The 14,205-nt window shown below is 59.8% G+C and carries 10 protein-coding genes; 3 read left to right on the top strand and 7 right to left on the bottom strand.

Translation table 11 applies throughout. The features are described 5' to 3' along the window. Positions 1-225 precede the first annotated feature (225 nt). Positions 226-1,119 carry a LysR family transcriptional regulator gene (locus tag AWB77_RS19185; protein ID WP_061136021.1) on the top strand — a complete coding sequence of 298 codons (894 nt, stop codon included), beginning with the start codon at positions 226-228 and terminating at the stop codon, positions 1,117-1,119. Positions 1,120-1,253: 134 nt separating this feature from the next. Here AWB77_RS19185 and AWB77_RS19180 read toward each other — a convergent pair whose 3' ends face one another. The 3 genes from AWB77_RS19180 to AWB77_RS19170 form a co-directional block, all read right to left on the bottom strand. Further along, positions 1,254-2,081, bottom strand: a complete 828-nt coding sequence (locus AWB77_RS19180) for an alpha/beta fold hydrolase (protein WP_061136020.1) — start codon at positions 2,079-2,081, stop codon at positions 1,254-1,256. A gap of 310 nt (positions 2,082-2,391) precedes the next feature. Then, a complete protein-coding gene (locus AWB77_RS19175; RefSeq protein ID WP_244158578.1) occupies positions 2,392-2,751 on the bottom strand; it encodes a DUF934 domain-containing protein in 360 nt (119 codons plus the stop codon). Between the two features lie 14 nt (positions 2,752-2,765). Then, positions 2,766-4,541, bottom strand: coding sequence for a nitrite/sulfite reductase (locus AWB77_RS19170; protein WP_061136018.1), 1,776 nt, complete (start codon positions 4,539-4,541; stop codon positions 2,766-2,768). A gap of 246 nt (positions 4,542-4,787) precedes the next feature. On the opposite strand from AWB77_RS19170, the gene AWB77_RS19160 reads away from it, so the two are divergent. Continuing rightward, positions 4,788-6,203: an aminotransferase-like domain-containing protein gene (locus tag AWB77_RS19160; protein ID WP_061136016.1), complete on the top strand. Its 1,416-nt coding sequence runs from the start codon at positions 4,788-4,790 to the stop codon at positions 6,201-6,203. Between the two features lie 34 nt (positions 6,204-6,237). On the opposite strand, the gene AWB77_RS19155 is transcribed toward AWB77_RS19160, so the two are convergent. The 4 genes from AWB77_RS19155 to AWB77_RS19145 form a co-directional block, all read right to left on the bottom strand. Further along, positions 6,238-6,441, bottom strand: coding sequence for a DUF2970 domain-containing protein (locus AWB77_RS19155; protein ID WP_061136082.1), 204 nt, complete (start codon positions 6,439-6,441; stop codon positions 6,238-6,240). Positions 6,442-7,722: 1,281 nt separating this feature from the next. Beyond that, positions 7,723-7,866, bottom strand: coding sequence for a hypothetical protein (locus AWB77_RS36410; RefSeq protein ID WP_167354156.1), 144 nt, complete (start codon positions 7,864-7,866; stop codon positions 7,723-7,725). A gap of 185 nt (positions 7,867-8,051) precedes the next feature. Further along, a complete protein-coding gene (locus tag AWB77_RS19150) occupies positions 8,052-11,321 on the bottom strand; it encodes a PIN domain-containing protein (protein WP_061136015.1) in 3,270 nt (1,089 codons plus the stop codon). Positions 11,322-11,330: 9 nt separating this feature from the next. After that, positions 11,331-12,746: a hypothetical protein gene (locus tag AWB77_RS19145; protein ID WP_061136014.1), complete on the bottom strand. Its 1,416-nt coding sequence runs from the start codon at positions 12,744-12,746 to the stop codon at positions 11,331-11,333. A gap of 206 nt (positions 12,747-12,952) precedes the next feature. On the opposite strand from AWB77_RS19145, the gene AWB77_RS19140 reads away from it, so the two are divergent. Beyond that, the gene (locus AWB77_RS19140) at positions 12,953-14,008 is read left to right on the top strand and encodes a helix-turn-helix transcriptional regulator (RefSeq protein WP_061136013.1); all 1,056 of its coding nucleotides are present in this window, start codon (positions 12,953-12,955) and stop codon (positions 14,006-14,008) included. Positions 14,009-14,205: the final 197 nt, after the last annotated feature.

Below are 14,205 nucleotides of genomic sequence, written 5' to 3'. Positions count from 1 at the left end.
CGGGCGCTGCGCTCTGTGAAATGAAGTTTTGGAAAGAATGCAACCTAGAGACAGGCGCGCTGCCGGCGGCTAAGCCAGAACTCGGGTGGTGCGACAGCTAGGAGCCCAAGGTAAATTCCGGTACGTCTGTCCATTGCTCTGCCTGCATCAGATAAGCCGAGCGCGGATAAGGCCAGTCATGATTTTTTTCATTGTACAATAGATGGTATCTATAAAAGCGCTACCATGAGTACCGACCTCAACTTAGTTCGAACGTTCGTTGCAATATACGAGACACGGAGTGTTAGCGGTGCCGCGAAGCGGCTGAACATCACTCAGCCGTCAGTGAGTTATTCGCTCACGAGGCTCCGCGACATGCTCCAAGACCCGTTATTCACCCGCACGCGCGATGGAATGGTACCCACCTTCAACGCGACGCAGTTATTCAAGTCTTTCAAGAATGCCCTCAATAGCATTGAGTCGGCAATCTCAGCGACCTCCAAGTTCGATCCCACCACGTCTCAGCGCTCTTTCCGGCTAGCGCTATCAGACTTGGGCGAACTGTACTTTCTTCCGCTTCTCGTACGCGAATTACAGTGCATTGCTCCGTCAGTGGGCCTTGAAATCGTGCAGATTGTTAGCTCGCACACAGCGGAATGGCTACAGACAGGTTACGTCGACGCTGTCGTTGGAAACCAGCAGTATGTAGGTGGAGAAGCGAGAAAAACGACCCTGTTCAACGAGAGTTACTCGTGTTTGGTGAGTCGTTCGCATCCAACGATTGGCGATACGCTGACATTGGAAGAATTTGTTGCGGCCAATCACGTAGTCGTCGCGCCATTTACAGGACACCATCTTGTCGAAGACGTTCTCAGCGAGATGGGCCTTACTCGCAAGATCGTGCTCCGCGTGCCGCACTTTACAAGCCTGTTCTCTTCTATCGCCACGACCGACCTGGTTTTGACCTTGCCGACTAGGGTTGCGCGAGCCTATGCGCGCGAAGGACAAATGAAGGTTTTGCCCTTACCGTTTCAAATTCCCGCGTTCGAAGTAAACTTGTACTGGTATCCGCACGCCGAGGATTCGGCGGCCCAGCAATGGTTTTGCGAAACAATCAAGCGCACCCTGAGCGACGTCTAAATGGCGCCCGTCGCACTACGGGAATAGCGTGCAGACCCTTGCGCACCTCGCAGGTCGCTACGCATCATCGAACGACCTAACCATTATCTGGCTGCCCATGAGCCGCCGCCGTTCATTCCAAATCACAACCAACGCTAGCCTAGGAAACTGGAGCTCAGGGCAATTAGCGCGTCAGCAACGAGTCCCGGGCAAGAAAGAAAAGGTTCGTGCCCGGCTTCCAAAGAATACATAGCGCCTGCGCCTGCCGCGCTTGCCATTTTCTCCTGAAGCGCAACAGGAAGCACACGGTCCTTGGTGCAGAAAATATAACCCTTCGGAATGGCTTCGAACCCTGTAGACCACGACGCGGGTTCCACGATCGGCTTCATTGCTTGAGGCGTAAATCTCATTGCGTACTGCTCCGCAGCGCCGGGCTCGCAATCGTGCAAGAAGCTATTTCTAATCGATGCCGGCAACAGCCGCGAGGCGCGTCCCTCTTCTGCGATTTCGAATTCTGGCCCGACTCCGCCGGTCATCTCCATGCCTTCTGCGACAAGCTCCGCTACCGACTGCTGTCGCTGAGGAAGAAACGCACATAGATAAACGAGCTGGTCAAAAAGCTCCGGATCGCTTGCTGCCGCCGCGGTTATCGCCGCGCCGCCCATGCTGTGTCCAACGAGCGCGACGGGACCTGGCGGCAGTGTTCGCGCGCTTGCGATGATTGCTTCGGCGTAGGCAGCGAGGGAGACCTCGCTCGCAGGCGTTGTATCCGTGCCGCTTCCAGGGAGGTCTATCGCTTTGGCGAACAATCCGCGCTCGTTCATTTCCGCGACGACGCCATCCCAAACCCATCCAGCCTGCCATGCGCCGTGAACCAGAAGGAAGCTGGGATTCTTAGACGACTGTTCCTGGTTCCTGCTCCGGTTGGCAATTTGGGGCTCGCCTACGTTTCCTTCTCCGCCAGCACGGGTGACTTTACTCATGTTTGAATCCCTCAAAATAACAATTATTCTTCAACGGGTGGTACGTCAAAGGCTCGATACAAGCACTTAAATTGCCCTCGTAAATCATGCGATGCGACGCCCTCACCTGTGTACTCGAACGCATGGCCGCCATGAGAACACCGCAGGTTACAGGGACGCGATGTCTCCAAGAGTGCAGCGAGCACGGCCCCTGCTTTTTTGTTTGCTGTAGGTCTTGCGGTCTTGCAGAACGATGGTAGGCGCATCGTATAACAGGACAACCTCCCTGGCGGTGTGAACCAAACCCAAGCTTGTGCCTCCTCACGACGCCTTAGTTGCCAGCTAGATCCCGCTGATAGAAGCCCGTGAACCGCTCGAGGTGCCGCGCAGCGTCCGCGGAGTCGAGCCCCGGGTTCAGCACGGCGCTGGAGAAGCCGGTTCGCGCCATTTGAAGCAGTTGGTCGATTTGCACGTCGCCGGTGGCGCGAATGTCTCCTGAAAAGCCAATTCTTCGGCGCAGAAGGTAAGCCTGACTATACGCGCGGCCGTCAGTGAAATGCGGGAAGGCCAACTCGATTCGTTCGACGCCGCTTAACTCATCCACGAAAGTCATCGGGTCGGCGTCATTGCTCAATCTCAGGACGCGCCTTTTGTCGTCGGCTTGCGCCGCGCACGCATCAATAAGCTTCAAGCGAGGGATACTGCTCACTCGGTAACCTCATTTTTTGCTCGAGCGCCATTAGCGGCGACTTTAAACGGGTCGAGGCCTGTTCGATGTAACGTCTCGATAAACCGCTCATAACGACCGTGTCCCCGACGTTCGCGCAGGTCGCGGTAGGCGCAAATAATAGCTTCAACGGCGTCGGGTACCTCAGAGGCAGAGAAGGACGGGCCAATGACCTTCCCCGGCTGGGCCGGTCCGCTGGCCTGACTGCCGTCTGCACCGCCTAGGGTAATCTGGTACCACTCTTTTCCATCCTTGTCGACGCCAAGCACGCCGATGTGCCCGCTGTGGTGATGCCCACAAGAGTTGATACACCCGCTGATGTGGACGTCGATCTCGCCGATGTCATCCAGTTCGTCGATGTCCTGATACCGCTCGGCGAGCGCGTGGGCGATGGGAATGGAACGCGCATTTGCGAGCGCGCAAAAATCGCCTCCAGGACAGGCGATGATGTCTGTGGCCAGTCCGATGTTTGTGCTCGCAAGGCCAAGGTCACTGGCGGCCTGCCATAAGGCGTGAAGGTCATCGACGGCGACCCATGGCAGTACGATGTTTTGCGTGTGAGTCACCCTCACTTCGCCGCCGGAGAAACGGTCTGCCAAGTCTGCGAGCCGTTCTAGCTGTTCCGCCGAAGCATCCCCCGGCGCCTGACCGAGCCGCTTGAAGGACAGTGTCACGATGCGCAGTGACGGTTCTTTGTGAGGCGCCACGTTTCGCTCTAGCCACCGCTCGAACCGGCCGGAAGCGACCGGGATCTTCGTCGGCGAACGCCCGATCGACTTGTTGATTGTCACGGGTGAAACGAACGTCGCGGTGACTCTATCGAGGTCTTCCTGCCGTATGGTATGCGGACCGCCATCGAGCTCAACGATTTGTCTAAACTCCTCCTCAACATCGTCGATGTAACGCTGCCCTTCGGCCTTCACCAAAATCTTGATACGTGCTTTGTACTTGTTGTCCCGCCGGCCGTAGCGGTTGTACACGCGCACGACCGCCTCGATATAGTTCATGATTTGGTTCCAGGGAAGGAACTCACGCAGCACCCTTGCAATCATTGGCGTTCGACCCATGCCGCCACCGACCGAGACGCGAAAACCTAGCTCACCGGAGTCGTTGCGAATCAACCGAAGTCCGACATCGTGCCAATCAGTTGCTGCTCTATCCTCAGTGGCACCAGTAACCGCAATCTTGAACTTACGAGGCAGGTATGCGAACTCCGGATGGAGCGTTGTCCACTGCCGCATCAACTCCGCGAAAGGTCGCGGGTCCGCAATCTCGTCGACGGCTACACCGGCGCGCTCATCGCACGAGATATTTCGGATGCAGTTTCCGCTGGTCTGAATACCATGCATGTCGACCGAGGCAAGCAGGTCCATCACGTCGGCTGCCCGATCAAGCGGAATCCAGTTGTATTGCACGTTTGTGCGCGTCGTGAAATGGGCGGTGTTCGTTGGTAGCTGCGTTGACCCGAGCTTCGCCTGCGCATCCATGGCGCTTCGATATACGGACCGAGCCGGCGCGTCGTACTCGCGAGCAATGCGCGCAAGAACACGCAACTGTGCGCTGGACAGTTCCCCGTAGGGAACCGCTACACGCAGCATCGGCGCGTGCCGCTGCACATACCAGCCGTTTTGAAGTCTCAGCGGGCGGAAGTCGTCTTCCATCAGTTGCCCGGTTTGCCAACGCTCCAACTGGTCGCGGAACTGGGCTGCACGGCTTCTAACAAATTCTTTGTCGAAATGGGTGTAACGATACATGGACGAGAAACCTCTCCGGTCATGCTTTAACCGCGCTCAGCGCGCGGGCCAAACGGCTACGGTAGACGGTTCGACGATAAGCAGGAAGCAGCAGATGGCGGCGATTTCAGCGCAGCAGGCGGAGCTTCCGCGTCGCGCCCCTCGACCTGCCGCCGATTCCGGTAGCATGGCCGCGATATGGCGTTCAGGCGCGGCGTCTGCGCCCTCCGACGCGTTACCTATATCGGCGGTCTATAAGAGCGAGAGATGAATCGATTTGAGACCATTGCCAATAATTTGGCAGAACAGATTCGGTCGGGACATATTCCCGTCGGAACCAAGCTCCCGTCGTTGCGCCAAATTATTTCGCAGTATGGCGTTAGTCAGACAACCGTATTTCGCGCCTACTACTTGCTCGAGCAGTGGGGCCTAGTGCGCGCCGAGGAGCGCGCCGGCTACTTCGTCGCACCTGGCGCAACCCTAGGTGCGACGCCGGCTACAAACAACAGGGAAGATTCACCGAAGAAGGTCGACATTAGCGACCTGGTGTTTTCGGTGCTGGAGTCGACTCGACACCCAGATATCGTGCCCTTTGGTTCGGCGTTTCCTTCGCCGAAACTCTTCCCATCAGCGCGGCTCTTGAAGTCCCTGGTCGCGGGCACGCGGTCGCTCAGCCCTTGGAGTACTGTCGAAGACCTGCCGGGCAGCGACCATCTGCGCCAGCAGATTGGACTGCGATACATCGGCACGGGCTTCGCCGTTGGTGCGGACGAAATCATTGTCACAAACGGCGCTCTTGAGGCGCTGAATTTGTGCCTGATGGCTGTGACGCGGCCAGGCGACGTTGTAGCCGTCGAGGCGCCGGGGTTCTATGCCGCGCTGCAGGCAATCGAGCGACTGGACCTACGGGCGGTCGAGATTCCAGTAGACCCGGTCACGGGGTTAGACCTCGACGCACTGCGGAGTTCGCTGGAGCAACATCCCATCAAAGCGTGCTGGTTCATGCCTAACTTTCAGAACCCAACGGGCACGTCGCTGACCATGGAAAAAAAGCGTACTTTGGTCGAAATGCTGAGGGAGAAGCAGGTTCCTCTCATCGAAGACGACGTTTATCAAGAGCTTCATTTCAGTCGCGAGCGGCCCCTGCCTGCAAAAGCATTCGATACCGCGGGGCTCGTCATGCACTGCAGTTCGTTTTCGAAAACTCTCGCACCGGGCTATCGCATTGGATGGGCGGCAGCAGGCCGATTTGCTGACAAGGTGCGACGGCTTAAGCTCATGACGACGCTGTCAGCTTGCATACCGGCTCAGGCGGGACTTGCTGACTACCTTCAACATGGAGGATACGACCGGCACTTGCGGAGTCTGCGTTCGTCGTTCCAGGCACAGCTGGAGCAGATGGAAGAAGCACTACGCAAGTGGTTGCCCGACGATATCAAATGGACTCGACCGGACGGCGGCTATATGCTGTGGCTGCAGCTCCCGCAATCGATACGAGCGATGGAACTGCACTCGCGCGCCATTGAGCGCGGGGTCAGCATTGCCCCAGGGCCACTGTTCTCGCTGAGACATTCCTTCCAGAACTGCGTGCGACTCAATTTCGGCCATCCATGGGACGCCCGCTATGAGCGCGCAGTAAAGATCTTCGCTGATATCCTCGATGACCCGTCGGTGCACGATTGACCGGGTGAAAAATGGGCGCTGTTTAAGGGATACCTTAGAAACCTTGCGACGAACTCACCCCGTCCACAACTAAATGCACAACCCCAAAAATGAGCATCCCAATCAGCAACGCGAGTACGACAGCGACGAACGGAAGCATTACCATGTTGACGTTAGCCAAGTCCGCTTTGTGGTTCGCGCGCTTGCGCACTCCAAAAAAGCTAGCCAATACCATACATACCATCCGAAAAAGTTCCACGATTCTTCTCCTGTGACGTAACCCCATTTGTAATCTTCGCCTTTCGGTTTGGTTCAAGAAAGAAGCAGTTCCCGTGAAAAACAAGGAAGCAGATCGGTCGGGCCGTTCGTGCCTACTACGCTGCACCGACCTTGATAGTGTGAAAATCCCCCAATCGGCTGCTCGCGCTTTCGCCCTCCCTGTGGTGCCGAGTTCCTCATCGTTGCCCATCAGAGGCATGATCTCGCTGAGGGTACCGCTCCCGAGTCGCACGACGTTGGTAGGGCTGTCTCGCACCGTGCTCTGAAAGCGTACACCGGGAAATCATTCCGCAGCGCGCTTAGCAAGCCTTACACGGCCGACCAGTTGGAGGCGACGCTTCGAAAAGCACGGAGGGAGGAGGAATGACAGAGAAAGCTGACGCTCGAGCGTTGTCGCCCTCCTCCATTTTCGAGCTTTTTTTACGCGCATTGAGCCAGAGCGCGGATCCTTTCGGGCGACACAAAAAGTGAGATCTGTGCCAGCTGAGTGAAAACTGCTGACACGGTTGTGGAGAAGATCCGGGCGGCACGCCTTCCATAAGGTGAGGCTAACGCCCACAACCGTCGCTGATCGACCCTGAGCGGTCGCTCACGGCTCGATGTCCCAGACGACCTGATATCGAGGTGGAGCGGCCGTTCGATGCGCCGAAAGCGCGTGGGGCCATGAATTGCCGCTGACCGCCTATACGGCATTGCTCCATCACGGATTCTGGTTCGAGGACATCGCCAGTCCGGCCGTGTTCGCACGCGATCCGCATCTCGCCTGGGGCCTCCACAGGCACCGCCTGGCGTTGTATCGGGCCACTGAGCGGCATGCGGGCTTCCAGATCCTGCGCGACTGGGCCGCGCCCATGACACCCACGCCTTGCAGTGCGCCGGGGCCTTCATCGACGATGCCTGGTCGGCCGCCTGCTTCGCGCCACAGCTAGACGACGCGCGCTGCCGGCTGCTGGGCGACTGGCCCGTCCCAACAACCTGATGTTCGGCGATTACCACTGGGTCGAGCGCTTCGCGCGCGCAGGCCGAACGCCGTCAGCGCTTGCTCGACGCAGTGACGCGGCTGGTGGTGGGCGCTGGGCGCCGGGACCGCGCTGCCGACCGTGCGCCGTTTCAGCGAGCGCCACGCGCCGCGCGTTGTCCGCATCAACCCGAGGAAAGTCAGGTCGATCCAGCGCATGGCGTCGGCATCGACCTGGGCGCGGTGGCGGTCTTGCAAGCGATCGATGCATGCACGGCTCTGGGCGACTCGAGGGCGCCGCGTTCAGGCCGCGCGCGATACCGAATCAATGGCATCGCGACGCACCTTGTCGACGTATTTCCCAAACGCGATGCTGGAGAGCATGCCTGCCGCGAACGTGATGGCAAAGGCGGCGAGCGTTTCGAGTGCTGAGTTGTTGTACGGCATGGTTTTAGACTCCGGTGAGGGGATGCGTCAACGCCTGAGTGCGTGACTGACTTAATGCTAGGTGCGCAACTGGACGCGCCGTGTCCGGAAGCGGGGGGAAGCATGCGAGTCCGCAGAAATCACGGAGACAGAATGAAACGCGGCCGCTAACGGCGGCCGCGTGGTCCAGCAGGGTTCAACGCGGATCAGGACTGCGGCGACAGGTAGCGATAGCTACCGATGCGCAGGATAGTTTCTTCATGCCGATTCTCGCAGTACACGGCCAGCAGGTTCGTGTCGTTGGCGGTTAGGTGATTCCAGTGACCATCCTCCATCCGTAGTTCCTTGAAGCTCAGCCCGTCGTCCTGGCTCACCAGAATGGTTCCGCCGCTGCTCGAGGTAATCAGGCTCACGTCTTGCAGCGCGAAGCATTGGCCGATGTGGATCGGCGTGTCGCGATGCGTCCACGTATAGCCTTTGTCGGAGGCGAACAGTTCTGACGCGACGCACATCAGCCCGCCGCCCGAGCCGAGGTGCACGGATGTCGTGCTGGACGCGGAGTAGCGCGAGCTGCTGTCCCAGTCGCATTTTTGCCACGCTTTGGCCGCGCCGTAATACATGACGAACGGCGGCTGCTCGGGCTTCTTTTTGTCGCGCATGTACGACCAGTCGTATTTGCAGAACGCCAGCAAGCTATTACTGCCGGGCAGAGCGCAAATCCTTTCGATCTCCACGCCCTCGTCGGCGCGCGGCGTCTGATCCCAGGGCTCCCACGGGCCGGCGAGATCAGCCCCGCGGAAAACGAGGGTTTGCGCATAGGAGCCCGACTTGGTGGTGTCGGAAAAGAAGCCTTTTTCGACATAGCTGTAACGCCGGTATTTCGTCGCAGTCCACAGCCACATGCCGTTGACATACACGATGTCCTGATAGGACAAGTGCCCGTCATTGAGAGACAGATTGCTGTTGTTCGCGGGCGCGGGGCCGGCACTGTGTTGCCAATTCAATGCGTCGCGCGAGTAATAAAAGCCCTCGGGGCGCGGACCGCGCAACCACGAGCGGTTCCACACGATCCACACGCCGTTGACGATCTCGAGCTTCTTCAGGCTGACCTCGCATTCGGGCGCATCAAGCCGCACCTCCTGCCATTGCAAACCGTCTTCGCTGCGATAGAAGCGGTCCTTGGAATCGATGCTGGCCACCACAAGCCAGATTGTCCCGTCGGTGCGGATGTGAGTGATTTTCTCCGCTTCGAACGGCGGCTGCGCCACTTGCTGCCATTCGAGGCCGAGCAGGCAAGGCTCGCCATCCTTCACGATGGCCACCGACTGCTTCTCCAACTGTTCCAATGCCTGCTTCTGCTGCCATTCCACGCGTTTGCGTTCCTTCATTGCGATGACCGAGGAATCGAAATCGCCCTTGACGAAGAACTCGAGCTGCTCGGCGGCTTCGGTGCACACGCTGGAAAATGCATTGAGCGTGTGATCGATCTGGTTGTAGTAGCGCTGGAACTGGTCGCCCCAGTCTTCGTTGTCGGTGGAGTCGTCCAGCACGTAATCGGAATAGGCGATGTCGTCCGAGAATTCGAATTTGGGCAGGTTCCAGCGCGCAATCCGGCTGTTCGCCGCGTAAAGCGCCGTTTGGTGCTCCGACAAAAAATCGCGTGCCTTCTTCCGGAGTTCGTTCAGGCTCGACAGCGCGGAACGCCGCCCGAGGCTGTAGGCGGCGGAGCCGGCCTTATCCACCAGGCCGCTCAGGAAACCGCCGTCGGAAGAGGGCATGTAGTACGCATACTCCATGGCCTTTATGGACACGCTGCTGACCTCCAGTATGATCTGCAGATTGGCCCAACCGGCCACGCTGAACTGCTTGAGCACCTCGGAATAACAGGCCTCGAAACGCAGCGCGCGGTAGCGCACCAGGTTCTTCCAGCCCTGCGTGCTCGCGTTCAACTGCTGGGCCGCTTCGAGCACGGCGGCGGGGTCCTCGCCGTTCACCATCAGCAACAGGTTTGGCAGGCTGTCTTTCAGATTCGCCGGCTTGAGCAGGCCGAGGACGATCTTGATCGCCGGGCTTTCGATCGGCTTTTGCGCGAGCGTCAACAGGAAGAAGGCGTCGAGCAGCCAAGTGGCTTTCTTGTTCTCGTCGTCGAGCAGGGCCTGCATGATCGGCTGGCAGCGCAGCGCCTTGCGCGGATCATCGGCCAGCGCGAGCACGTCCTGGAGCAGCTCGGGCGCGCCGGTATGGTCTGCCAGCAGCGCGATGAATTCGCGCGCCGGGCGGTTCAGCGCCGCGGCGTTGTCCACGCACAAGGCCAGTAGCAGCAGGTAATCGCGCTTGGCTTGGTGGCTGCCGCACGCATCGAGGACAGTGTGCGCGGTGATGTCCGGCAGCGACGACACCAGCGCGATCTGCTCCGGCGCGGCTTCCGTATCCAGAGTGGGCGCCTCGGGCGCCACGTCGAGTCCGTGCTGATCGCGATACACCGCGATAGCCAGTTGGCCGCCGCCGATGATTTCGCAGATCAGATCCCGAATGCTGTAGGTCGCGGCCAGGCCGTTCAGCTCCTGGCTAAAGAATTTGGCGATGATTTTCTCGCGCGCCGCGTCGCTGGCGCACAGATCCGGATCGCCGATCATGTCGGCGATCTTCATGTAGTGATCGGCCAAGAAATACAGCGCATTGAAGCCGACGCCGGAAATCGACTTCTGGATATAGGCCGAATCGATGTCGTGCGCGTCGGTCGACAGCGCGACGGTGGCGCGGTATTGATCGAGGCCCACCACGCCGATCTGATCGATCAAATCATTAATGAAATCGAGCAGGCGCAGGGATTCATCGCAATTCACGCCGAGCTTTTCCAGCGTGGTGACGACGTAATTGCCGACGTCGCGGCCGGTCAGCATCGCGCCCGGATGCTGGCGCAAGAAATCATAGGCAAGCCGCAGAACCAGCAGGTTCTTGGGGATCGGCGCGAAGCGCCGCTTGTTGGCTTCGATATTGAGCGCCCAATTGCTGAAACTCGTGTTGTTCTCGACATGGCGCAGGCGCTGATCTATCCGGTCGATCGCCTGTTCCAGAAAATCCCGGGTTTCGATGATCACTTCGTTCATCGTACCGAGGTTGTTGCGGATCACCGCTATGCCTTGCGCCGTGATCAGGTTCTGGTGCTGCAACTGCTGCAGGTAATGCCAGGAAAAGCGCTGCATTTGCAACATGTCCGCCTGGTTCAGCGCTTGGTATTCGCTGGTCCTGCCGCTAACAGCATGCGCAAGGCGCCTGAAGAAACCGGCTTCCGACTGGCGCGCCAGACGCTCCTGGCTGGCCGTGACGAGCCTTGAGGCGTCTATCGCCAATTGCTGCGTGACGGTGGCATTGGCCCGGTGTTTTTCGACGAGCCCGTTAATCGCCGCGAGTTCCGAACTGTCGAGCGGCACCCCGAAAATCTGCGCGGGTTCGCTCAGGCTGGCTTGATTCATCGTGATATCTCAGAGATTGTTGATCTTGCTTTGCAGGCGCGTGCGTTGCGCCTGCATGGTCTTGATTTGCTGCTCGAAATGGCGCTCGGACAACACGAGCCCCTGATGAAACTCTGCGAAATACGCTTGCGAACGTGTCAGGTACTGCAAGGCGCCATGCGCGTCCAAACCATTCGCCACCACCTGTTCGGTGGCCGCCAAAGTCAGTTGGAAGGGTTTCTCGAGATGATTGTCGAGCGCGATATTCATTGCCAGCGAAGTGATCATGCCGCCCACCAGGCTGCCGATCAGCATGCCCACCGGGCCACCCAGCGCGCCAATCGAGCCGCCCACCGAGGCGCCCACCACGGCGGCACCGGTCTGGAAGATGTTCTTGCCGGTGCGTGTTTCCAACTCGTCGCGCGTCATCTTGCCGGCCGCGAACAACACCAGACATTGCACCAGGTCCACGGCGCAGACCGTCGCGCCGGCGATCGCGCCGCTGGCCAGGCTAGACTGGAACGCCGAACCCGAGAACAGCGATGGCAGCGAGCGCGCCGCGAGGCTTACACTGGCGGTGGCCGCGCCGGCCTTCAGGGCGCTGTCGCCGGCCGCGATCGCGGTGTCGCGCAGGATGCGCAGCGCCGCCTGCTCGGCGCTCAATTCGCCGTCGCGCACCAGCTTGATGCTCTGGAAGGTGTTGATGCAGCCGGCCGTCACCGCCGTGATGATGGCCGCCGAGCCGGCCGCGCGCAGGCTCTGCCGGACCGTGGCCTTGTTCAGATAGCCGTCCTGCATGCGCTGGTGGACGTCCTTGCCTTGCTGCGTGCCGGCCCCGAGCTGCTCGGCCTCGGTCTTGCTGAGCGGGGCGGATTGCACGCCGTCCACCTCCATCTGGCCGGCCGTGTTGTCGCGCACCTTCTTGGCCGCGCGCGCCACCTCGGGGCGGGTCTGCCCATTCTTCAGCACGGTCTTGTGCGCGGACGCCTGGATGCCCTCGATCTGATCGGACGGTCCGATAAAGCGGTCGGCCCGCTCGTAATGGTGAACGCCGTCGCGGGTCGAACGGAAGGCCTTCTGAGTGGCGTCGGCGTCTTTGAAATACTTCAGTTGCGCGCCGAGCACCTGCTCGCCGTCCTTCATCACCACGATGTCGTGGGTCGGATCGTTGCGGGTCAGCGGGGTTTGCCTGAAGCCGTCGGTGAAGGCGCGCACGTCCTTGTCTTTAAGGATCGCATCGAGATTGAAGGATTCGGCGTGAAAGGTTTCGGCTGCGAAACCACCTTTGATCGCAGCGTTTTGCGCGGTGGCCGAAATATTGCCCATGATGGTATTGGCTTGATTGATCTCGCCGATCATCTGGCCGATTTTCTGAGTAGCCTCGGCCGGCCAGATCGGACAGACGCTGACGGTCTGGACAAGGGTTTTCTGGTATTCGTTATTCATTCGTCGATCCTGACTGAAGGCGTGGCTGAGCCGATACTAGGCACTGCGATAATCGAAGGACGGCGCGGGTTCGCGCCGGCGAGTGTCTCGCGTTCAAGTCGGGTCATTGTGAATCCGGATCTGGACATGGCATGTCCGATTCGCGGCCTGATATGGCAGCATGCTCGGGATTCACGCGTGTTCGAACCAAGATATCCGCTCCACTCATGCTCACACTCGAAGAAAAAACCGTACTCGACGTCATGGCGTCGCAGTCGCAACGCGCCTGGCCCTCGGGCGAACTCAAAAGCGCGGTGCTGGCGCGTTTGCCGCAATTGGGCGAAAAAACCGTGCGGCGCCTGTTTGTGAAATTGCAAAACGCCCGTTTGATCCAACGCGATGGCGAGGGCCGCAATACCCAATGGACGCTGTTGGCGCGCGGTCCGCGTGATTCCATGCGGCCGCCGGTCGATCTTTCACTGGCCCTGCTGAAATTGCGCCAATTGGCGAGACACCATGTTCCCCCCGGCGTTATCGGCGATTTTCAGGAATATCTTGAGGGTGCCAATCGCGTATTGGGCATGTCGCCTTCGGATTCGCGCATTCGCAGCGCGCAGGCTTGGGTCGGCAAGACCGCGCGGGTTGAGCCCGGCTATCCGATGCTGGCGCCCGAAGTCGACGACGCGGTGTTCGATGCGGTGTGCGCGGCGCTGTATCGCGACGAATCGCTGGCCATCGCCTATCGCACCGCCGATGTGCCCGAAGGCGAGCTGCGCGATTACCTGGTGCTGCCTTACGCTATCGTGGAAAAGGCGCCGTTCTGGTATCTGGTGGTGAGCCTGCGCCGTTCGAGCGGCGCGCAGGGCGCCCCGTTCCTGCTGCGCATGGACCGCATCTCCACAGTGCAGTCGCGCGGCTTCATCATGCAGCGCGATGCCGGCTTCGATCTGGCCGCTTTTATTCGCGGCGAAAAGATCTTCGAATGGTTTCCGGAGCCGCCCGAGCCGGTGGTCCTGCGCGTGACCGAGCCGAACGGCGTGCGCAGCCCGTTTCGCGCCGCACGGCTGGCCGGCGATCAGCGCACTACCGAAGAGCCTGGCGGCTTCGTGCTGACCGCGACGCTTACGCCTTCGCTGGCGCTGCGCAACTTGCTGCTCGGACATGCCGCGACGGTGGAACTGCTGGCGCCCGAGCATTTGCGCGCGCGGATCGCCGCCGAGTTGAGCGCGGCGGCGCGGCGATACGAAGGCCCGGCCGTGACGCCGGCGCCGGCGGCCGAATAAGGCCGCCGGGCGCGCGGTGCTTCAGTCGGGGGACGGGCTCGGCATGGCGAGGTAGAGGCCCGTCGGCAGACAGATGCCAGTCATCGGGCGATTCGCGTTAAGAATGACCTAAGGCGCAGCAGCGGGAATGTGGTTCGCTATTGCGGATGCGCACAACGTGATTCGACCAGTTGTGTGAAGACGCACCAGTGCCTAAG

The organism is Caballeronia fortuita, from assembly GCF_001544835.2.
In the GTDB taxonomy this organism is placed as follows: Bacteria; Pseudomonadota; Gammaproteobacteria; order Burkholderiales; family Burkholderiaceae; genus Caballeronia; species Caballeronia fortuita.
The sequence above is the reverse complement of the archived record's forward strand: the minus strand, read 5'-3'. Positions and strand labels throughout refer to the sequence as shown.